Source organism: Pseudomonas lurida (assembly GCF_013522705.1).
Taxonomy (GTDB): domain Bacteria; phylum Pseudomonadota; class Gammaproteobacteria; order Pseudomonadales; family Pseudomonadaceae; genus Aquipseudomonas; species Aquipseudomonas quebecensis.
This window is the reverse complement of sequence record NZ_JAAMRE010000015.1, coordinates 51,196-70,660: the sequence shown is the minus strand read 5'-3', so window position 1 is coordinate 70,660 and position 19,465 is coordinate 51,196. Positions and strand designations below refer to the sequence as shown.

Genomic DNA, 19,465 nt, shown 5'->3' with positions numbered 1-19,465 from the left:
TACTGATGCAGTGCAAACCATGATCCCGACGCTGGACGTTACCGAGCGTCCGGCCCCGGCCCCGCGTGCCAAGGTGGAAGCCGGTGTCAAGCTGCGCGGCGCCGAGAAGGTTGCACGCATCCCGGTGAAGATCATTCCGACCACCGAACTGCCGAAAAAGCCCGACTGGATCCGCGTGCGCATCCCGGTCTCGCCGGAAGTCGACCGTATCAAGGCCCTGCTGCGCAAACACAAGTTGCACAGCGTGTGCGAAGAGGCCTCCTGCCCAAACCTGGGCGAGTGCTTCTCCGGCGGCACCGCCACCTTCATGATCATGGGTGACATCTGCACCCGTCGCTGCCCATTCTGCGACGTCGGCCACGGCCGGCCGAAGCCGCTGGACGTCAACGAGCCGGAAAGCCTGGCCATCGCCATCGCCGACCTTAAACTCAAATACGTGGTGATCACCTCGGTAGACCGCGACGACCTGCGTGACGGCGGTGCCCAGCACTTTGCCGACTGCATCCGAGAAATCCGCAAGCTGTCGCCCAACGTCGTGCTCGAAACCCTGGTGCCGGATTACCGGGGCCGTATGGACGTGGCGCTGGAAATCACCGCCGCCGAGCCACCGGATGTGTTCAACCACAACCTGGAAACCGTGCCGCGCTTGTACAAGGCTGCGCGTCCGGGTTCGGACTACCAGTGGTCGCTGACCCTGCTGCAGAAATTCAAGCAGATGATGCCGCACATCCCGACCAAATCCGGCCTGATGCTGGGGTTGGGCGAGACCGACGAGGAAGTGATCGAAGTCATGCAGCGCATGCGCGAACACGACATCGACATGCTGACCCTGGGTCAGTACCTGCAACCGTCGCGCAATCACTTGCCGGTACAGCGTTTTGTGCACCCGGACACCTTCGCCTGGTTCGCCGAGGAAGGCTACAAGATGGGCTTCAAGAACGTGGCATCGGGCCCGCTGGTACGTTCTTCGTACCACGCTGACGAGCAGGCCAAGCTGGTCAAGGCAAGCCTGATCTCCTGATCGGAGTTTAGATCCGGAGTGGGAGGGGCTTATGTGGGAGGGGGCTTGCCCCCGATAGCGGTAGGTCAGTCACTCCTGTGCTGGCTGATCCACCGCTATCGGGGCAAGCCCTCTCCCACATTCGTACTGCGTTAACCAGGGAGAGTTGTGTATGACCATTGCCGTTCCAGCCCTTCGTTCCGAAGGCACCATCGCCCTGATTGCACCTGCCGGCCCCGCCGCGCTGGATGTTGAAAAGGCCGGCCAATGGATGCGCACCCGCGGCTATGGTCTGCAAATTTTTCCTGGGGTGTATGAACGCGACGGCTACCTTGCCGGCAGCGATGAGGTGCGCTTGCGTGACCTGCACGCCGCTTTCGCCGACCCTGAAATCGATGCGATCTTCTGCCTGCGGGGCGGTTACGGTACGCCACGGCTGTTGGACTGTTTGGACTTCGACCTTCTGCGCGCCAATCCCAAGCCATTTGTCGGCTATAGCGACATTACCGCCCTGCACCTGGCTATCAATCGCTACGCGGGCTTCGTGACCTTTCACGGGCCGATGCTCAATGCCGACCTGCTCGGCGACAAGCAGCAACCTACCGAATCCTCATTGTTCAGCCTGCTGCGTGGGCAACTGGGCGCTGGCAGCGTGCTGACGCACCCCGTGGCCTACCCGCTGACCACTCTTGAGCCCGGCATTGCCTGTGGGCGTCTGCTGGGAGGCAACCTGTCGATGATTGCGGCGGTGATGGGTACGCCTTACGAAATCGATGCGCAAGGCATCATCCTGTTTATCGAGGACGTCAACGAGCCGATCTATCGCATCGATCGTCTGCTCACGCATTTGCGCCTGGCGGGCAACTTGGCTCAGGTAGCTGGGGTGCTGGTCGGGGACGTGGCGGGAGTGGATAACGTCGCGCTGCAGCGCCTGCTCAAACAGACATTTGAACCGTTGTGCATTCCGGTGCTGGCCGGCTGGCGCAGTGGGCATTGCGATCCGAACCTGACCCTGCCGATGGGCGCGTGGGTGCGGCTGGATGCGGGAGAGCAGCGGGTGGTGTTGGAGCAGGATGTGGTCGTTACACTTTGAATCTGGGATCACTCGCTAAACCGCCATCGGGGGCAAGCCCCCTCCCACATTGATCAGTGATCGACATGACAACTCGGTCAGCTGTGGGAGGGGGCAAGCCCCCTCTCACATTGATCAGTGATCGACATGACAACTCGGTCAGCTGTGGGAGGGGGCAAGCCCCCTCTCACATTGATCAGTGATCGACATGACAACTCGGTCAACTGTGGGAGGGGGCTTGCCCCCGATAGCGATAGTCGCCATCAGCAGATCTAGCGGCTCTGCAGCGATTCCAGCAACTTCACCGTCGGATACCCATCCGCCGGCCAGCCCAGTGCCTGCTGCGCCGCGCGAATGGCCTTGCGGGTATTGGCGCCAATGATGCCGTCCGGGTTGCCCGCGTCATAGCCTTTGGCGCTGAGTGCTGTCTGCAGGTCAATGCGCTGCGTGCGGCTCAGGGGCAGTTCATCCTTCGGCCATTCGCCACGAATCACGCCACCGCCGCCAAAGCGCTCGGACAGCAGGCCGACCGCCAGCGCATAGGACGAAGAGTTGTTGTACTTGAGGATCGCGCGGAAGTTATCCAGTACCAGGAACGCCGGGCCACGGTAACCCGCCGGCAGCAGCAGCGCGGCGGAGAGTTGATCGACGTTGGGCGGCATGCTGGCGCCCGGTGGCAATTGGATGCCCAATTTCAGCCATTCGGCGACGGTCTTGCGCGTGCCGCCGTCCGCCAGGGCGTAATCGAAGCTGGATGGCAGTTGCTTGACCTCAAAGCCCCACGGCTGGCCTTTCTGCCAGCCGGAGCTTTGCAGGTAGTGAGCGGTGGAGGCGAGGGCGTCGGCCGGGCTGTTCCAGATATCGCGGCGGCCGTCGCCGTCAAAGTCCACGGCGTGGGTGTTGTAGGTGGTCGGGATAAATTGGGTCTGGCCCATGGCCCCGGCCCAGGAACCCTTCATCTGGTCGGCGGCGATATCGCCGTGTTGGATGATCTGCAGCGCCGCCAGCAATTGCGCCTGGGCGAACGCCGGTCGGCGGCCTTCGTAGGCCAGGGTCGCCAGGGAGCGGATCACCGAATTGTTGCCCTGGAACTGGCCGAAGTTACTTTCCATGCCCCACACCGAAACCAATGCCTGACGGTCGACGCCATAGCGTTGTTCGATGCTTTGCAGGATGTCGGCATATTTGATCAGCAGCGCCTGGCCATTGCGCACGCGTACCGGCGACAGGGCGCCGTCGAGGTATTCCCAAACCGGGCGAGAAAATTCCGGTTGGCTGCGGTCGGCGCGTATCACCGCCATGTCAGGGGTGACATTGGCGAAGGCCGTGTCGAACACCGCAGGCGCGATGCCGGCCTTCAGGGCCTCCACACGAAAGCCGGCCTGCCATTCGGCAAAGGTCTGGGTCGGTTGGATATCCAGGTTGTCCACGGCCAGCGGGGCCACGACAGCGGGCGCTACCACAGGGGCGGTCTGGAGTGAGGGCAGGGGCTGGGCGTCGGCGGCGGTAGGTTTTTCCGCGCAGGCGACGAGCAGGATGAGGCTGGAGGCAGCAATCAATTGGCGCAGGTGCCAACGACGGGAAAGACTAGAGGGCATGCACAGGTCCAGGGATTACAAATCAGGTGCAGACCTTATCATGCCAAAGGGGCGCTTGCCTTCAGGCAGCCAGAAAGTAAGAAGCCTCCCAGCTGTTAGACTGGAAGGCTTCGCGACGGTAACTGCCTTTGCCCTTGCCGGCGCGTTCCTGACGGCTGCGGAACAGTGGCTGGGCGATGATGGATTTGGCCTTGTTGGGGCCATGCTTGGATGGCTTTTTGCTCATGGTCGGTACTCTCGATAGGTGGTTACAACGGCGCAAATCATCTGCCGAAGTTTGACCGCTGTAAAGCCCGACACGTTTTTTGAAATGTTAACGCGGTCAACAGGTGGGAGGGTTATTCGGCGGGAAGTGTCAGGCGTTGCCCGGACATCAGCAGCGCCAGACGACTCAGGCTCATCCACGGCGAGCCGGCCGCTTGTCCTTTGATCTGCGCATCGATGCGCTGAGCTTCCAGCAACAGTTGCGCCCAGCGTTGCGCCGAGTGCCGTTGCAGGGCTTTGCTCATCAAGGGTTTGCGCTTGTCCCATATCGGCGGCCGGGCCTGGCTGAAGCACTTGTCCAGCGGCGTGCCCTGGCTGTATTGCAGGGAAATATTGGCCAGCACCCGCAATTCACGGGCCAGGGCCCACAGAATCACCGGCGGCTCCACCCCTTCGCCGCGCAGGCCTTCGAGCATGCGCAGGGCGTGGGCGGGTTCGCCGTTGAGAATCGCATCCACCAGTCCGAATACGTCAAAGCGCGCGCTATCCGCCACGGCGCCCTGGACGGTTTCGACGGTAATCTGCCCGTCTTCTGCCATCAGCTTGAGCTTTTCGATCTCCTGGGCGGCGGCGAGCAAGTTGCCTTCGACCCGTGCCGCAATCAGCTCGACCGCGTCCTGGGTCGCTGCCAGCCCCGATTGAGACAGGCGCTGGCGAATCCATTGCGGCAACTGGTTGCTGTCCACCGGCCAGATCTGGATGAACTGGGTCTGTGCACCTTCGACCAGGGCCTTGCCCCATTTGGTTTTTTGCGCACTGCCGTCGAGTTTGGGCAGGCTGATCAGCAGCACGGTGTCCTCGGCGGGGCGCGCGCAGTATTCCATCAAGGCGGCGGCGCCTTTGTCACCGGGCTTGCCCGAAGGCAGGCGCAGTTCCAGCAGGCGCTTTTCGGCGAACAACGACATGCTCGCACCAGCTTGCAGCAACGTGCCCCAGTCGAAACTGGCGTCCGCGCTGAAGACTTGGCGTTCATCGAAACCTTGCTGGCGTGCGGCCGTGCGAATGGCGTCCGCGGCTTCCTGGCACAGCAGCGGGTCATCGCCGCTGACAATATAGACAGGCGCAAGGCCACCTTGCAGGTGTTTGGCGAGTTGGGCGGGAGCGAGTTTCATAGGCAGGGCGAACGGGGCGCCTGGGGCGCCCCGTCGGGCTTACTCGACCGGAACCGGTACTTCGACAGGCGATTGTTTCGGCGTGTTGTCTTCGTACTCTTGGGCTGCTTTCAGGGCATCGGCTTCGGCCTTGGCCTTGTTGTCAGCCGTACGTTGCAGCTCCTCCAACTGCTGCGGAGTGAGCAATTGCAGGCGCAGCATCATGCGCTGGATCAGCTCGCGACGCATTTCCTTGCGCACTTGGATAACTTCCGAATCCGAACCCACCAGGTTGTTGCCATCGTGGCTCACGACCTTCTGCACCTGGATCTTGTCACCCATCAACGGCAGGTGGTCACGGCCCTGCACTTCAAACATGAGCAGGGTGCTCAGTTCGACGTCCGAGGCACGGCCTGCACTGGCGTAGCTCAGGTTACGCTGGGTTTCTTTCTCGTCCACCAGCACCAGCTTGTAGGGCGCACCGGCGTAGACGCGCACGCCGCTGTTTTCCAGGACCTGACGCAGTTGCGTCACGGTTTCGCCGTAGGCGTTGCGGGCACTGAGATCCAGTTCCTTGATCGTCAGGTCGTTGGTGCCGGTACCGCGCAGCTGGAAGCCGCAAGCGCTCAGCAGCACGGCAAGGCCCATAACCAGCAGATTGCGTTTGATCATTTTGTTGCTCCCCTTGAAACCAGGCGGGCCTTATCGCGGCCCCGAAGGTTTAATTCGGCGCAGGGCTCAAGCCCTGCGCCCGATCCGATTAGCTGGCGACGATATTGACCAGTTTGCCAGGCACAACGATTACTTTGCGAATCGTCAGGCCTTCGGTAAAGCGCAGCACGTTCTCATTGCTGCGCGCGGCCGCTTCGACGTCTTCGCGGCTGGCGCTGGCCGGCATGTCGATCTGGCCACGCAGTTTGCCGTTGACCTGGATCACTAGTTGCAGCGTGTCCTGGACCAGGGCGCTGTCATCGGCCACCGGCCAGCGGGCGTCGATGACGGCGTCGCTGTGGCCAAGGCGGTTCCACAGTTCGTGGCTGATGTGCGGCGTGATCGGAGCCAGCAGCAGGGTGACCGTTTCCAGGCCTTCCTGTACCAGCGCGCGGTCCTGCTCGGTAGCCTGCGGGGCTTTTTCCAGCACGTTCATCAGCGTCATCACCTGGGCGATGGCGGTGTTGAACTTGTGGTTCTGGCCCACGTCCTGGCTTGCTTGCTTGATGGCCAGGTGGATGCTGCGGCGAATGGCTTTCTGCTCGTCGTTCAACGCGGCTACGTCCAGCCTGGCCGGCAGGCCCTGGCTTACGTGGGCATGGGCCAGGCGCCAGACGCGCTTGAGGAAGCGGTGCGAACCTTCCACGCCGGAGTCGGACCATTCGGCGCTCATGTCAGGCGGCGAGGCGAACATCATGAACAGGCGGCAAGTGTCGGCGCCGAACTGGTCAATCATCGACTGCGGGTCGACGCCGTTGTTCTTGGACTTGGCCATCTTCTCGGTGCCACCGATTTCCACCGGCAGGCCGTCGGCGATCAGTTTGGCGCTGATGACCTTGGCTTTGCTGTCACGCTCCAGCTCGACGTCCGCCGGGTTGAACCAGGTATAGGCGCCATTGGCTTCACGGCGATAGTAGGTCTCGGCGATCACCATGCCCTGGGTCAGCAGGTTCTTGAACGGCTCGTTGGATGTCACCAGGCCTTCGTCACGCATCAGCTTGTGGAAGAAACGCGCGTACAGCAGGTGAAGGATGGCGTGTTCGATACCCCCGATGTACTGGTCCACCGGCAGCCAATGGTCGGCTGCGGTTTTTTCCACCAGGCCGCCTTCGTAGTGAGGCGAGGCGTAGCGCGCGTAGTACCACGAGGACTCGACGAAGGTGTCCATGGTGTCGGTTTCACGCTTGGCCGGCTGGCCGCATTTCGGGCAGCTGCATTCGTAGAACTCGGGCATGCGCGCCAGCGGCGAACCGGCGCCGTCCGGCACTACGTCTTCAGGCAGAACTACCGGCAGTTGATCTTCCGGCACCGGCACGTCGCCGCAGCTGGCGCAGTGGATGATCGGGATCGGGCAGCCCCAGTAGCGCTGGCGGCTGATGCCCCAGTCGCGCAGGCGGAACTGAGTGCGCGAGGCACCAAGGTTTTTCTTGATCAACGCCACTTCGACAGCGTCGAAAGCGCCGGCGAAATCCAGGCCGTCGAACTCGCCGGAATTGATCAGCGTGCCGTGCTCGCCGTAGGCGTCCTGCCACGGTGCCGGGTTGGTATCGCCCGAGCTGGTGCGCACGACTGATTTGATCGGCAGGTTGTACTGGGTGGCGAATTCGAAATCGCGTTCATCGTGAGCCGGCACGGCCATGACCGCGCCATCGCCGTAGTGCATCAGCACGTAGTTGGCGACCCATACCGGCAATTTTTCGCCGGTCAGTGGGTGCTCGACGAACAGGCCGGTCGGCAGGCCTTTTTTCTCCTGGGTGGCGACGTCGGCTTCGGCCACGCTGCCACCTTTGCATTCGGCGATGAACGCCTGCAGCTCAGGGTTGTTCTGTGCGGCCTGGGTGGCCAACGGGTGTTCGGCGGCCACGGCGACGTAGGTCGCGCCCATCAGGGTGTCCGGGCGGGTGGTGAACACCTTGAGGGTGCCCGCTTCGCCGATGGAGTCGACGTTGTACGGGAATTGCACTTCCATGCCCTTGGATTTGCCGATCCAGTTGCGCTGCATGGTCTTGACCTGCTCCGGCCAGCCCGGCAGATCATCCAGGCTCGACAACAGCTCATCGGCGTAGGCGGTGATCTTGAAGTAGTACATCGGGATTTCGCGCTTTTCGATCAGCGCGCCGGAGCGCCAGCCGCGACCGTCGATCACCTGCTCGTTGGCCAGCACGGTCTGGTCGACCGGGTCCCAGTTCACGGTGCCGCTCTTTTTATAGATCACGCCTTTTTCGAACAGGCGAGTGAACAGCCATTGTTCCCAGCGGTAGTAATCCGGCTTGCAGGTGGTCACTTCGCGCGACCAGTCCACCGCCAGGCCCAGGCTGCGCAGCTGGGTCTTCATGTAGGCGATGTTTTCGTAGGTCCACTTGGCGGGCGCTACGTTGTTTTTCATCGCGGCGTTTTCCGCCGGCATGCCGAAGGCGTCCCAACCCATGGGTTGCAGTACGTTCTTGCCTTGCATGCGCTGGTAGCGTGAGATCACGTCGCCGATGGTGTAGTTACGCACGTGCCCCATGTGTAGCTTGCCGCTGGGGTAAGGGAACATCGACAGGCAGTAGAACGTCTCCTTGCCCGGCTGTTCACTGACTTCAAAGGACTTCTGCTCGTCCCAGAAGGCTTGGGCGGCATTTTCTATTTCACGGGGCTGATATTGTTCGTGCATGGCTACTTTTTGAACTGAATAGGGGTGGCCTAATCCTCTTCGGTGCATTGTCCAGGGAGATCGACACCCAAAAGCGGCGCGTCGGTGCCCGAACCTGCGGGAAGTGGAGTTACAGGAAGCGCCGTAGCATACATGACCCCACTCTATCGAGGGAAACCCTGATTGCGCGCCCGAGGCCGTCTGTCGCGGCGCCGGGCAGGCGCAGCCACGGGGGCTACGCTGTTTATTGGGGAGCAAGTCTTTCTTCAATGAGGTGAGGGGATGGTTGAATCGCAGCGAATCGCAACGAAACCGGAAATCTACGAAGGACTGATCGACCGATTGGGTCGTGCATTGGATGCAGCGAGAACGGCTGGCCGATTGCGGGATGAGCGGCCTGTTGAGTTGGAACTGCGCGGTTTGAGCCGCGCGGAGTTGGAACTGATCAAGGCTTACCTGGAACGCAACAAGCGCAGTGCGCCTCCCCTGGCAACCCCGCCGGTCAAGGAGCCCACGCACTCTGCCAAGGTGGTGTGGCTCAAGGATGTGTCCGAGGGTCGTGGTCGGGAAAGGTTTCGGTCCGCCCGCAAGCAATAAGCTCTCCCCATGAACAGCACCCTTGTACACCGTCACAAATGTCACCGTCAGGGCTGTCGCTGAACCGCGCTACACCTTAGGCTTCGGGCATCTATGGAGATGCCCGATGCCTATTCGCTATTTCATCAAACAGTTGCTCCTGCCGCCCGGCATCCTTTTGCTGTTGCTGGCGCTTGCCTGGTGGTTTCGTCGCAGCCGTCCCAGGCTGGCCGGCGCGTGCTTTGCCCTCGGGTTTGGCGGTATGTGGCTGATCAGCCTGCCCGTGATGGTGGAGTGGGGGGCGCGCGCGCTTGAGACCGAGCCACCGCTGGCCCTTGAGGATTGGTCGAGCCTGGCCCAGCGTGCCGACGCCATTGTCGTGCTGGGCTCCGGGCGCGAGCGCGGTGACCCGGCCTGGGGCGCCGACCAGCCTACCGGTATCGGCCTGGAGCGCCAGCGCTATGCCGCACGCCTGGCCAAGGCATCGGGGTTGCCGGTGCTGACCACCGGCGGCCTGCATTACGGCACGCCGCCCAGCGAAGCGCAGTTGATGGCGGTGTCGATGCAGGATGACTTCGGTGTGACCGTGCGCTGGAAGGAAGAACGCAGCCGGACCACTTGGGAAAACGCGCAGATGAGTGCCGAGGTGCTGTTGCCCCAGGGCATCAAGCGCGTGGTCGTCGTGACCCAGGCCTGGCACATGCCGCGTTCGGTGTGGAGTTTTGAAAAGGCCGGCTTTACCGTCGTGCCCGCGCCGGTGGGGTTCCTGGGCGTGGACAACGCCCGGCCGCTGGGCGGCTGGATGCCCGAGTTCAAGTCGGTGTGGCAGAGCGGGCAATTGATCAACGAGGCGGTAGGGCAGGTGGGGTATCGGTTGTTCTATCGATAACACCGCAGGCCAATGTGGGAGGAGCAAGCCTCCTCCCGCATTGGCTTTGCGTTGTGTCGTTAGACGGTTTTGGCCATCCGGCCTGCCAGCAGCGCCCAACCAAACAACACCAGGCACACGATGATCAGCGGCCACGAGCGCCATTGCAGATACGGCGTGAGCTCGTGCATCGGCACCACTTCGCCGTACAGAATGCCGCGTTCGAACTGCGGGATCTGCGCGGTAATCTGCCCAAACGGGTTGATCAGACCGGTCACGCCATTATTGGTGGCGCGGATCATCCAGCGACCGGCTTCGAGCGCGCGCATCTGCGCCATCTGCAGATGCTGCAACGGGCCGATGGAGCGCCCGAACCACGTGTCGTTGCTGATGGTCAGCAACAGGTCGCTCTGGGCCGAGAGGCCTGCGGCGAATTCCGGGTAAACCACTTCGTAGCAAATGAACGGTGCGATCTGATAGCCCTTGGCTTGCAGCATCGGCTGGTCGGACGGGCCGCGCGCGAAGTCGGACATGGGCAGGTCAAAGAACGCGATCAGCCCGCGCAGCATGTCCTGCAGCGGTACGTACTCACCGAAAGGCACCAGTTTCTGCTTCAAGTAGGTGCCGTCGCCTTCGCCCACTACGGTAATGCCGTTGAAATAGCGCTTCTGATGGCGCACTTCCTGGCGAATCGGCACACCGGTGATGAGCGCGGTATGCCGATCGGCGGCAAACTTGCCCATCATGCCCAGGTAGCCCTCTACCGACTCCTTAAGCACCGGCACGGCGGTTTCCGGCCATACCAGCAGGTCGACAGGCTTGGACGTGAAACTCATGTCACGGTACAGCGCCAATTGCGCGTTGAGCTGCTCCGGGTCCCACTTCATGCTCTGCTCAACGTTGCCCTGAATGGCCGCCACGCTGAGCGGGGCGCCAGAAGGGTTGGTCCAGGCGTGATGCTTGAGGGCCAGGCCGATAGCCCACGGCGCAACCAGCAGCACCAGGCCCGCGCCGACAAACGCATTGCGCTTGCCGGCCAGCAAGCGCGGCAGGTTGCACAGCAAAGCGGCTGTGAGTGCCAGGGCAAAGGAAATCAGCCACATGCCGCCGACGGGCGCCAGGCCGCTGAGCGGGCCATCGAGTTGGCTGTAGCCGGAGTAGAGCCACGGGAACCCAGTGAGGAACCACCCGCGAAACGCCTCCTGGCCCACCCACAATGCGGCAAACGTCAGTGCATCCGCCAACGGTGCTTCATTGCGACGCAACCAGCGCGCCCACAGCCAGGCCGGCAGGGCGAAGAACCAGGCAATCGCAGCGGTGAACAGCAGCATCAGGAAACCCGCCAGCAGCACCGAGGCGCCGCCGAAGTGGTGGATGCTGTAGTAGATCCAGCTGGTGCCGGCCCCGAACAGGCCGAAACCGAAGCACCAGCCGCGCCCCAGGGCCTGGCGTGGGGTCAGTTCCCGCAGCCCGACATAGAACAGTCCCACGGCCACCAGCGCAAACGGCCATAGGTCGAATGGCGCCAACGCCAGGGTGGTGATGGCGCCGGCCACCACGGCCAGCAGGTTACCGGGCCAGCCGGGTGCGATGAGACGGCGCATGTCAGTCCTTAGCGGGCGATAGGTGTCAAACGAATCAAGTGGATACGGCGGCTGTCGGCATTCAGGATGCGGAAGCGATAAGCGCCGATCTCGGTGGTTTCGTTACGCTTGGGCAAGTGCCCGAACGCACTCATCACCAGGCCACCCACCGTGTCGAACTCATCATCGGAGAATTCGCTGTCAAAGAACTCGTTGAAGTTCTCGATCGGCGTCAACGCCTTGATCAGGAAATCGCCACTGGGCAGAGGCTTGATGTAGCTGTCTTCTTCGACGTCGTGCTCGTCTTCGATATCGCCGACGATCTGTTCCAGTACGTCTTCGATGGTCACCAGGCCCGCCACGCCGCCGTATTCGTCGATCACGATGGCCATGTGGTTGTGGTTGGCACGAAATTCACGCAGCAGGACGTTCAGGCGCTTGGACTCCGGCACGAACGTGGCCGGGCGCAGCAGGTCCTTGATGTTGAAACTGTCGCCGTTCTCCTTGAGGATCAGCGGCAGCAGGTCCTTGGCCAGCAGCACGCCCATGACGTCGTCATGGCTTTCACCGATGACCGGGTAGCGCGAGTGCGCCGAGTCGATCACGGCCGGGAGGAACTCCCGCGGGGTCTGGGTCGCCTTGATGCTGATCATCTGCGATCGCGGGACCATGATGTCCCGGACCTGCAGGTCAGCCACCTGGATGGCGCCTTCGACGATGGCCAGCGCTTCGCTGTCCAGCAACTTGTTCTGATGGGCCTCGCGCAGCAGCTCCAGCAGCTCCTGGCGGTTTTTCGGCTCGTGGGCAAAAGCCTGGGTCAGCTTACCCAGCCAAGACTTTTGCCCGTTGCTCGATCGGTCTTCGCTCATAGCGATTACTCTGAATCCTTTGTTGTTACAGTTGAGTGTTTTTTACGCTTCGTCATCTGCGTAGGGGTCCGGATGACCCAATTGGGTAAGCAACGTTCGTTCCAGTGCTTCCATTTCCTCGGCTTCATCATCGTCTATATGGTCGTAACCCAAGAGATGCAAGCAGCCGTGGATGACTAGATGGGCCCAGTGGGCCTCAAGTTCCTTGCCTTGTTCCCTGGCTTCGCGCTCGACGACTTCGACGCAGATCACCAGGTCACCCAGCAATGGGATGTCCAGCAACTCGTCGGGAACGTCGGCGGGGAAGGACAGCACGTTGGTCGCGTAGTTTTTCTGACGCCAGGTGTGGTTCAGTTCGCGGCCCTCGGGCTCATCCACCAGACGAATGGTCAGCTCCGAGTCGGCGGAGCGCTGGCGCAGCGCCAAGGCGCACCATTGCCGGAACTGTTCTTCGCTGGGGGCCGGCGCTTCGGTGGCCAGTTGCAGGTCAAGCTCAAGCATCGCGGCGAACGTCCTTGGCCGGTGCGTCATCGCGGTGGTCGAAGCGCTCGTAGGCTTCGACAATGCGCTGCACCAGCGGGTGGCGCACCACGTCCTTGGGCATGAAGTGCGTGAAGCTGATACCCGGCACGTCCTTGAGCACCTCGATCACCTGGGCGAGGCCCGACTTGGTACCTTTGGGCAGGTCGACCTGGGTGACGTCGCCGGTAATCACGGCCGTGGAACCGAAACCGATACGGGTGAGGAACATCTTCATCTGTTCGACGGTAGTGTTCTGGCTTTCGTCGAGGATGATGAAACTGTTGTTCAGCGTCCGGCCGCGCATGTACGCCAGCGGGGCGATCTCGATCACTTGGCGCTCGATCAGCTTGGCCACGTACTCGAAGCCGAGCATCTCGTAGAGCGCATCGTAGAGCGGGCGCAGGTACGGGTCGATCTTCTGGGCCAGGTCGCCGGGCAGGAAACCGAGCTTTTCGCCAGCCTCGACCGCCGGGCGTACCAGCAGGATGCGGCGCACTTGCTCGCGCTCCAGGGCATCCACCGCGCAGGCCACGGCCAGGTAGGTCTTGCCGGTGCCGGCCGGGCCGATGCCGAAGTTGATGTCGTTGCCGAGAATCTCTTTGACGTAGCGCTGCTGATTCAAGCCGCGCGGGCGAATCATGCCTTTCTTGGTGCGCAGGGCCACGCTGGCTTCGGCCACCGGGTTGTTGGCCAGGTCTTCCACGGCCGACTCCTGCAGGTACAGGTGCACGGTTTCCGGGGACAACTCGCTGCCCTTCGTCTCGCGATAGAGACGGCGCAGCAGGTTTTCTGCGGACGTAGTGTGTTGGGGTTCACCAATGAGCTCGAATTGATTGCCGCGGTTGCGGATCTCGATGCTCAGGCGTTGTTCGATCAAGCGCAGGTGCTCGTCGAACTGTCCGCACAGATTGGCGAAACGGCGAGCCTCAAACGGCTCGAGGATAAAACGATGGGGTTCTGCGATGGGTGCGTTCAAGGTTGCTTTTAGCCGCCCTTTGGCTGTTTAGGTGAAAGAGAGGATAACGCCAGTGACGCGGGTACGAAAGCACTTACGTCATTGGATGTTGCACGGTTCCAATGTGGGAGGGGGCAAGCCCCCTCTCACATTTATTGCACCAGCGAGCCGCGCAACGAGTGCGGCTGCGCCGCGTCGATATGCACATCGGCAAACTGACCGATCAATGTCGGATTATCGCAGCGGAAGTTGACGATCCGGTTGTTCTCGGTACGGCCCTGCAATTCTCCAGGATCTTTCTTCGAGTAGTCAGTGACCAGGATGCGCTGGATCGAACCGACCATTTGTCGGCTGATCTCGAAGCCCTGCTGGTTCAGGCGGTGTTGCAGGGCATTCAGGCGTTCTTTCTTCACCGCCTCCGGCGTTTCGTCTACCAGGTCGGCGGCCGGGGTGCCGGGGCGTTGGCTGTAAACGAACGAGTAGGAGAAATCGAAGCCGACGTCTTCGATCAGCTTCATGGTCTGCTGGAAGTCTTTCTCGGTTTCACCGGGGAAGCCCACGATAAAGTCCGAACTGATGCAGATACCAGGCACCGCCGCGCGCAATTTGCGCAGCTTGGATTTGTATTCCAGGGCGGTGTGGTTGCGTTTCATGGCCGACAGGATGCGGTCCGAGCCCGATTGCACCGGCAGATGCAGATGTTTGACCAGCTCCGGCACCTCGGCATGGGCCTGGATCAGGCTGTCGGAAAACTCCAGCGGGTGCGAGGTGGTGTAGCGAATGCGCTCGATGCCATCAACCGCCGCGACCACGCGGATCAGTTCGGCGAGGTCCGCCAGCCGCCCGTCGTGGGTCTGGCCGCGATAGCCGTTGACGTTCTGGCCCAGCAGGGTCACTTCACGCACGCCGTTCTCGGCCAGGTGGATAATTTCCGCCAGCACATCGTCGAACGGTCGGCTGACTTCTTCACCACGGGTATAAGGCACGACGCAGAAGGTGCAGTACTTGCTGCAGCCTTCCATCACCGATACGTAGGCGCTGGGGCCATCGATGCGCGGCTCGGGCAGGTGATCGAATTTTTCGATTTCAGGGAAGGAGACATCGACCTGCGGCAGCTTGGTCACGCGCGCGGCATCAATCATCTCGGGCAGACGGTGCAGGGTCTGTGGGCCGAACACCACGTCGACATAGGGCGCGCGGTCGCGGATCGCGGCGCCTTCCTGGCTGGCCACGCAACCGCCGACGGCGATCACCATGTCCGGATTGGCCAGTTTCAGTTCGCGCCAGCGGCCCAGCTGCGAGTACACACGGTCCTGGGCCCGTTCGCGGATCGAGCAGGTATTGAGCAGGATCACGTCGGCATCTTCGGCGCGGGCGGTGACTTCCAGGGCCTGGTGTTCGCCCAGCAGATCGACCATGCGCGAGCTGTCGTACTCGTTCATCTGGCAACCGTGGGTTTCGATGTAAAGCTTCTTGGCCATGGGAATCGTCAACTGGTGGTAAAGAACCGCGCATTATAGGGGGCATGCCCATTGGTTCCTAGCGTTGTGCATCGGGTGCCATGCTATAGTTCGCGCCCTCTTTTATATCCCCGATGTGTTGTTCGCCCACCATGACCAAACGTGAAGCTCCAATCTACAAGGTGATTTTCCTCAACCAGGGCCAGGTGTTCGAAATGTACGCCAAGCAGATCTATCAAAGTGATCTGTGGGGGTTCCTGGAGGTGGAAGAGTTCGTCTTTGGCGAGCGCACCCAGTTGGTCGTCGACCCGGGCGAGGAGAAACTCAAGGCGCAATTCGAAGGCGTGGTGCGCAGTTTCGTGCCGATGCACTCGATTGTGCGCATTGATGAAGTCGAGCGCCTGGGCACGCCGAAGATCAGCGAAGCGCGAGGCGTGAGCAACGTCATGCCGTTTCCGATGCCGATGCCTGAGAAGTAGAGCGTTAGAGTGCGTCGTGCCCTTCGCGGGCTTGCCCGCTAAGTGGCCGTCAGATGCAACGCAGAGTCAGGGCAGGGGTGAGAACGGCGAACGTCCGTCGGCGCTCTGCAATTCCAGCAGGTACTTGCGGAAGATCTGGCCCAGCACCTGGGTCGCCACTTCCAGCTCATCGCGCTTCATGTGCTCGGCGACCTCGTCGGCCGTGTCCAGTGCGTCTTCGGCGCCGTTCACCGCCGCCATCTTCAATACGATGTACGCCTGGACGTTATTGACCGGCACCCCTTCACCGCGCATGTACATGTTGCCCAGCTCGAATTGCGCCTGCGCGTGACCTTGCAACGAGGCTTTCTCGAAGTAGCTCAAGGCTTTGTTGAGGTCCTGGGCTGGGTTTTTGCTGTCGTGGTAATACGCGCCCAACTCGTATTGCGCCTGGGCATCGCCCTCGTCAGCCTGTTTCTGGCACGCGCTCAGGGCTTCGGCCTGGGTGTCTGGCTGGGTATTGAGGGTGCAGCGACCCATCGCTGGGATTAACAACGAGTTGCCGCCTGCTTGTGCATGTGCCAGCAGCGGCTGAAGGAGCAACAGGCAGCCCAGAACCAGGGTGCGGCCGGTGCGTTTCATGGGAATCGACTTACCTCTGACGGGGCGCGCGGACCCTTGCGGGATCCAATAAGCGCGCATTATGAAATAAGCAGGCCCCTGCTTACAAAGTCTTTACTCGTTTTTCTGCCGGTTGGGCAAGTTATCTGCTGGATTGCGGATGATTTCTTGCGAAAAAGCCGGAAATATCTGTAAGCAAAGCGCCCAGCCAGGCGCCACGTGGGTGGCGCCTGGTAGATACGGCCGTTTATTTCAGCGCGGCAAAGGCGCGTTCAGCGGCGTCCAGGGTCAGTTTCAGCTCAGCGTCGCCATGGGCGATCGAGGTGAAACCGGCTTCAAACGCGCTCGGCGCCAGGTACACGCCGCCTTCAAGCATCAGGTGGAAGAAGCGTTTGAACAGGTCCGCATCGCTGCCCATCACGTCGTCGAAGGTGACGATATCGTCGGCGCCGCTGAAGTACAGGCCGAACATGCCGCCGGCCTGGGTGGTGACGAATGGGATACCGGCGGCATCGGCGCGCTGTTGCAGGCCGTCCAGCAGGCGGGTGGTGTAGTCGGTGAGTTCGGCGTGGAAGCCCGGACGGCTGATCAACCGCAGGGTTGTGAGGCCGGCGGCCATGGCCAGCGGGTTACCCGACAATGTGCCAGCCTGGTACACCGGCCCCAGCGGCGCGATGTGTTGCATGATCTCGCGCTTGCCGCCGAAGCAGCCCACCGGCATGCCGCCGCCGATGATCTTGCCAAAGGTGCTCAGGTCCGGTGTGACGCCGTAGTGCGCCTGGGCGCCGCCTAAGGCTACGCGGAAACCGGTCATCACTTCGTCGAAGATCAGCACCACGCCATGTTTGTCGCACTGCGCGCGCAGGCCTTCGAGGAAACCCGGGGCCGGCGGTACGCAGTTCATGTTGCCGGCCACCGGCTCGACGATGATGCAGGCCACGTCCTGGCCCACTTCGCTGAGCATCTGCTCGACGGCGGCGATATCGTTGAACGGCAGGGTCAGGGTGTGTTTGGCGAACGCCGCCGGCACACCGGCCGAGCTCGGTACGCCTTGGGTCAGCGCGCCGGAACCGGCCTTGACCAGCAGGCTGTCGGAATGGCCGTGGTAGCAGCCTTCAAACTTGATGATGCTGTCGCGACCGGTGAAGCCTCGGGCCAGGCGAATCGCACTCATCGTGGCTTCGGTGCCGGAGCTGACCATGCGCACCATCTCCATCGACGGCACGATCGAACACACCAGATCAGCCATCTCGGTTTCCATGGCGGTCGGCGCGCCATAGGACAGGCCGTGTTCCAACTGCCTGCGCACCGCGTCCAGCACGTCCGGGTGGCTGTGACCGAGGATCATCGGGCCCCAGGAACCCACGTAGTCCACGTAGCGCTTGTCATCTTCATCGGTGACGTAGGCGCCTTCGGCATGCTTGAAAAACAACGGCGTGCCGCCCACGCTTTTGAATGCACGCACGGGGGAGTTCACACCGCCGGGGATGTGTTTCTGGGCATTGGCAAACAGGGTTTCGGAACGGGACATAAACGGGCTCTCTACACTGAAGATTTAAGAAGGTCGTTGAAGGCGCGGGCGCGGCGCGTCACTTCCTGGGTGCTGTCGGCGCCGAACAGGCCATGGACCACCGCGAGCAGGTCGGCACCGTGCGCCACCAGCGGCTCGGCGTTCTCGAGGGTGACGCCGCCGATCGCACAGATCGGCAGCTGCAGGCGCTTGCGCGCATCGGCGAGCATTTGCAGGGTGGCGGCCGGCGCACCGGGCTTGGTGTTGGAGTTGAAGAAGCGGCCGAAGGCGACATAGCTGGCGCCTTCCCTGGCGGCCTGCTCGGCCAGTTCGATCTGGCTGTGGCAAGTGGCGCCGATGATGGCTTTGGGACCGAGCAGTGCGCGGGCCGGGGTGAGCGGGCCATCGGTCTGGCCCAGATGCACACCGACGCCCAGGCGCGCGGCCAGTTCGGCATCGTCGTTGATGATTAATTGGGTTTTGTAGCGCGAGCACAGTTCCCGCAGCGTTTGAGCTTCGCGCAGGCGGCGCGCTTCATCGTTGCTTTTGTCGCGGTACTGCAGCAGCGTCACGCCGCCGTCCAGCGCCGCTTCGACGTAAGCGAGGAATTTGCCGGCCAACAGTTGGCTGTCGGTAATGGCATAAAGGCCACGTAATTTCATCGGGCATGTCCCTTGAAGTGGCGAGCAGGCGCCTACGAGCAGAAATCCAGCGGCAGCCGGCGCGGAACGAACTGGCCCTGGCCGAGTTGTTCAGCATCACGCAGCGTGCGCCAAGTGTAGTTGAGGGCCGATTGCACGGCGCTGGCCAGGCCTTCGCCCTGGGCGATACGCCCGGCCAGCGCACTGGCCAGGGTGCAACCCGAACCGTGATAGCTGCCCGGCAGGCGCTGACAGGTGAAGGTCTGGCGCGTGCCGTCGCGGCTATACAGGCGATTGTGCACTTCATGCTCGTCGCCATGCCCACCGGTAATCAACAGGTGCTGGATAAACGGCAGCAGCTTGTCGGCGCACTCGTCCGCCGTGCCTTCGGGCAGTTCAGCGAGGATGCGGGCCTCGGGCAGGTTCGGCGTGGCAATCAGCGACAGAGGCAACAGCCGCTCCCGCATGGCGTAGCCCACTTCATCCTTGCCCAGGCTGCCGCCGCCGCCGGCACGCAGCACCGGGTCGCAGACCACCGGCAGGTGCGGGTGCGCCTGCAGCAGCTCGACCACGGTGTCGACCATCGCGGTGGAGCCGAGCATGCCCAGCTTGACCGCGGCCACCTCGGAGTCGCTGAGCACGGCGTTGGCCTGGGCCAGCACCCACTCGCGGTCGAGCACGCGGAAGTCGCTGACGTTGACTGTGTTTTGCACGGTCAGCGCGGTAACGGCCGCAGCAGCATGACAACCCTGGGCGAGCAGGGCTTCGATATCTGCCTGCAGGCCGGCGCCACCACTGGGATCATGGCCGGAGAGACAGAGGACAACAGGGCGAGAGCTGTAGATATTCATGGTGGGCGAGCTTACCACCAAACGCTTTTTGCGTGGCCTTCGGGCAGTGCTTGAATTTCACTCTGAAGGCTTCGCGCTTGCGCGGCTTTAACAGCCAAAAAACCATGCTGAAAGCCTTGTCCTAGAGCCTTTCAAAAAATTATTTCAATGGTGTCCAATGGCCTGCAACGGCTATGCTAG

The 19,465-nt window shown here is 62.1% G+C and carries 19 protein-coding genes; 5 read left to right on the top strand and 14 right to left on the bottom strand.

What is annotated here, in order from left to right:
• Positions 1-19: 19 nt before the first annotated feature.
• The gene (gene lipA, locus G7025_RS14345) at positions 20-1,021 is read left to right on the top strand and encodes a lipoyl synthase (RefSeq protein WP_181079878.1); all 1,002 of its coding nucleotides are present in this window, start codon (positions 20-22) and stop codon (positions 1,019-1,021) included.
• Positions 1,022-1,172: 151 nt separating this feature from the next.
• Positions 1,173-2,093 carry a S66 peptidase family protein gene (locus G7025_RS14340; protein ID WP_181079838.1) on the top strand — a complete coding sequence of 307 codons (921 nt, stop codon included), beginning with the start codon at positions 1,173-1,175 and terminating at the stop codon, positions 2,091-2,093.
• A 251-nt stretch (positions 2,094-2,344) separates the two neighbouring features.
• Here G7025_RS14340 and G7025_RS14335 read toward each other — a convergent pair whose 3' ends face one another.
• The 5 genes from G7025_RS14335 to leuS all read right to left on the bottom strand — a co-directional run bounded on the left by G7025_RS14335 (position 2,345) and on the right by leuS (position 8,392).
• Positions 2,345-3,670: a lytic murein transglycosylase gene (locus G7025_RS14335; RefSeq protein ID WP_181079837.1), complete on the bottom strand. Its 1,326-nt coding sequence runs from the start codon at positions 3,668-3,670 to the stop codon at positions 2,345-2,347.
• A 61-nt stretch (positions 3,671-3,731) separates the two neighbouring features.
• Positions 3,732-3,896 carry an alternative ribosome rescue factor ArfA gene (gene arfA, locus G7025_RS14330; RefSeq protein ID WP_003176285.1) on the bottom strand — a complete coding sequence of 55 codons (165 nt, stop codon included), beginning with the start codon at positions 3,894-3,896 and terminating at the stop codon, positions 3,732-3,734.
• 112 nt (positions 3,897-4,008) lie between these two features.
• On the bottom strand, positions 4,009-5,046 hold the full coding sequence (gene holA, locus G7025_RS14325) for a DNA polymerase III subunit delta (protein ID WP_181079836.1): 1,038 nt from the start codon (positions 5,044-5,046) through the stop codon (positions 4,009-4,011).
• A gap of 39 nt (positions 5,047-5,085) precedes the next feature.
• A complete protein-coding gene (gene lptE / locus G7025_RS14320) occupies positions 5,086-5,697 on the bottom strand; it encodes an LPS-assembly lipoprotein LptE (protein ID WP_181079835.1) in 612 nt (203 codons plus the stop codon).
• Between the two features lie 88 nt (positions 5,698-5,785).
• On the bottom strand, positions 5,786-8,392 hold the full coding sequence (leuS, locus tag G7025_RS14315) for a leucine--tRNA ligase (protein ID WP_181079834.1): 2,607 nt from the start codon (positions 8,390-8,392) through the stop codon (positions 5,786-5,788).
• Positions 8,393-8,653: 261 nt separating this feature from the next.
• Between leuS and G7025_RS14310 the strand changes: the two genes are divergently transcribed.
• Positions 8,654-8,968: a hypothetical protein gene (locus tag G7025_RS14310; protein WP_181079833.1), complete on the top strand. Its 315-nt coding sequence runs from the start codon at positions 8,654-8,656 to the stop codon at positions 8,966-8,968.
• A 106-nt stretch (positions 8,969-9,074) separates the two neighbouring features.
• Positions 9,075-9,836: a YdcF family protein gene (locus G7025_RS14305; RefSeq protein WP_181079832.1), complete on the top strand. Its 762-nt coding sequence runs from the start codon at positions 9,075-9,077 to the stop codon at positions 9,834-9,836.
• A gap of 59 nt (positions 9,837-9,895) precedes the next feature.
• Here the strand turns inward: G7025_RS14305 and lnt are convergent, their stop codons facing one another.
• From lnt to miaB, 5 genes are all read right to left on the bottom strand, one after another.
• Positions 9,896-11,419: an apolipoprotein N-acyltransferase gene (lnt, locus tag G7025_RS14300; RefSeq protein WP_181079831.1), complete on the bottom strand. Its 1,524-nt coding sequence runs from the start codon at positions 11,417-11,419 to the stop codon at positions 9,896-9,898.
• Positions 11,420-11,427: 8 nt separating this feature from the next.
• Positions 11,428-12,267 (bottom strand): HlyC/CorC family transporter, encoded by an 840-nt coding sequence (locus G7025_RS14295; protein WP_010206772.1) that lies wholly within the window; start codon positions 12,265-12,267, stop codon positions 11,428-11,430.
• Between the two features lie 42 nt (positions 12,268-12,309).
• On the bottom strand, positions 12,310-12,768 hold the full coding sequence (gene ybeY / locus G7025_RS14290) for an rRNA maturation RNase YbeY (RefSeq protein WP_181079830.1): 459 nt from the start codon (positions 12,766-12,768) through the stop codon (positions 12,310-12,312).
• Positions 12,761-13,765: a PhoH family protein gene (locus G7025_RS14285; RefSeq protein WP_181079829.1), complete on the bottom strand. Its 1,005-nt coding sequence runs from the start codon at positions 13,763-13,765 to the stop codon at positions 12,761-12,763. Before G7025_RS14285 ends, ybeY begins: the two co-directional genes overlap by 8 nt.
• A gap of 131 nt (positions 13,766-13,896) precedes the next feature.
• Complete coding sequence (miaB, locus tag G7025_RS14280) at positions 13,897-15,225, bottom strand: tRNA (N6-isopentenyl adenosine(37)-C2)-methylthiotransferase MiaB (RefSeq protein ID WP_181079828.1); 1,329 nt, start codon at positions 15,223-15,225, stop codon at positions 13,897-13,899.
• Positions 15,226-15,356: 131 nt separating this feature from the next.
• Between miaB and G7025_RS14275 the strand changes: the two genes are divergently transcribed.
• Positions 15,357-15,683: a DUF1820 family protein gene (locus G7025_RS14275; protein WP_003236992.1), complete on the top strand. Its 327-nt coding sequence runs from the start codon at positions 15,357-15,359 to the stop codon at positions 15,681-15,683.
• 66 nt (positions 15,684-15,749) lie between these two features.
• Here G7025_RS14275 and G7025_RS14270 read toward each other — a convergent pair whose 3' ends face one another.
• The 4 genes from G7025_RS14270 to G7025_RS14255 all read right to left on the bottom strand — a co-directional run bounded on the left by G7025_RS14270 (position 15,750) and on the right by G7025_RS14255 (position 19,285).
• The gene (locus G7025_RS14270; protein ID WP_181079827.1) at positions 15,750-16,304 is read right to left on the bottom strand and encodes a tetratricopeptide repeat protein; all 555 of its coding nucleotides are present in this window, start codon (positions 16,302-16,304) and stop codon (positions 15,750-15,752) included.
• A 226-nt stretch (positions 16,305-16,530) separates the two neighbouring features.
• Complete coding sequence (gene hemL, locus G7025_RS14265; RefSeq protein WP_181079826.1) at positions 16,531-17,814, bottom strand: glutamate-1-semialdehyde 2,1-aminomutase; 1,284 nt, start codon at positions 17,812-17,814, stop codon at positions 16,531-16,533.
• Positions 17,815-17,825: 11 nt separating this feature from the next.
• Positions 17,826-18,455 carry a thiamine phosphate synthase gene (gene thiE, locus G7025_RS14260; RefSeq protein WP_181079825.1) on the bottom strand — a complete coding sequence of 210 codons (630 nt, stop codon included), beginning with the start codon at positions 18,453-18,455 and terminating at the stop codon, positions 17,826-17,828.
• A gap of 32 nt (positions 18,456-18,487) precedes the next feature.
• Positions 18,488-19,285 carry a hydroxymethylpyrimidine/phosphomethylpyrimidine kinase gene (locus tag G7025_RS14255; RefSeq protein ID WP_181079824.1) on the bottom strand — a complete coding sequence of 266 codons (798 nt, stop codon included), beginning with the start codon at positions 19,283-19,285 and terminating at the stop codon, positions 18,488-18,490.
• Positions 19,286-19,465 lie beyond the last annotated feature (180 nt).

Excerpts from the sequence above, each read along its gene's own strand:
- G7025_RS14310 (WP_181079833.1), top strand. The coding sequence starts at position 8,654 with ATGGTTGAATCGCAGCGAATCGCAACGAAACCGGAAATCTACGAAGGA.
- arfA (WP_003176285.1), bottom strand. The coding sequence starts at position 3,896 with ATGAGCAAAAAGCCATCCAAGCATGGCCCCAACAAGGCCAAATCCATC.
- hemL (WP_181079826.1), bottom strand. The coding sequence starts at position 17,814 with ATGTCCCGTTCCGAAACCCTGTTTGCCAATGCCCAGAAACACATCCCC.
- G7025_RS14255 (WP_181079824.1), bottom strand. The coding sequence starts at position 19,285 with ATGAATATCTACAGCTCTCGCCCTGTTGTCCTCTGTCTCTCCGGCCAT.
- thiE (WP_181079825.1), bottom strand. The coding sequence starts at position 18,455 with ATGAAATTACGTGGCCTTTATGCCATTACCGACAGCCAACTGTTGGCC.
- G7025_RS14305 (WP_181079832.1), top strand. The coding sequence starts at position 9,075 with ATGCCTATTCGCTATTTCATCAAACAGTTGCTCCTGCCGCCCGGCATC.
- G7025_RS14270 (WP_181079827.1), bottom strand. The coding sequence starts at position 16,304 with ATGAAACGCACCGGCCGCACCCTGGTTCTGGGCTGCCTGTTGCTCCTT.
- G7025_RS14295 (WP_010206772.1), bottom strand. The coding sequence starts at position 12,267 with ATGAGCGAAGACCGATCGAGCAACGGGCAAAAGTCTTGGCTGGGTAAG.
- lnt (WP_181079831.1), bottom strand. The coding sequence starts at position 11,419 with ATGCGCCGTCTCATCGCACCCGGCTGGCCCGGTAACCTGCTGGCCGTG.
- lptE (WP_181079835.1), bottom strand. The coding sequence starts at position 5,697 with ATGATCAAACGCAATCTGCTGGTTATGGGCCTTGCCGTGCTGCTGAGC.
- lipA (WP_181079878.1), top strand. The coding sequence starts at position 20 with ATGATCCCGACGCTGGACGTTACCGAGCGTCCGGCCCCGGCCCCGCGT.
- G7025_RS14275 (WP_003236992.1), top strand. The coding sequence starts at position 15,357 with ATGACCAAACGTGAAGCTCCAATCTACAAGGTGATTTTCCTCAACCAG.
- holA (WP_181079836.1), bottom strand. The coding sequence starts at position 5,046 with ATGAAACTCGCTCCCGCCCAACTCGCCAAACACCTGCAAGGTGGCCTT.
- leuS (WP_181079834.1), bottom strand. The coding sequence starts at position 8,392 with ATGCACGAACAATATCAGCCCCGTGAAATAGAAAATGCCGCCCAAGCC.
- ybeY (WP_181079830.1), bottom strand. The coding sequence starts at position 12,768 with ATGCTTGAGCTTGACCTGCAACTGGCCACCGAAGCGCCGGCCCCCAGC.
- G7025_RS14335 (WP_181079837.1), bottom strand. The coding sequence starts at position 3,670 with ATGCCCTCTAGTCTTTCCCGTCGTTGGCACCTGCGCCAATTGATTGCT.
- miaB (WP_181079828.1), bottom strand. The coding sequence starts at position 15,225 with ATGGCCAAGAAGCTTTACATCGAAACCCACGGTTGCCAGATGAACGAG.
- G7025_RS14340 (WP_181079838.1), top strand. The coding sequence starts at position 1,173 with ATGACCATTGCCGTTCCAGCCCTTCGTTCCGAAGGCACCATCGCCCTG.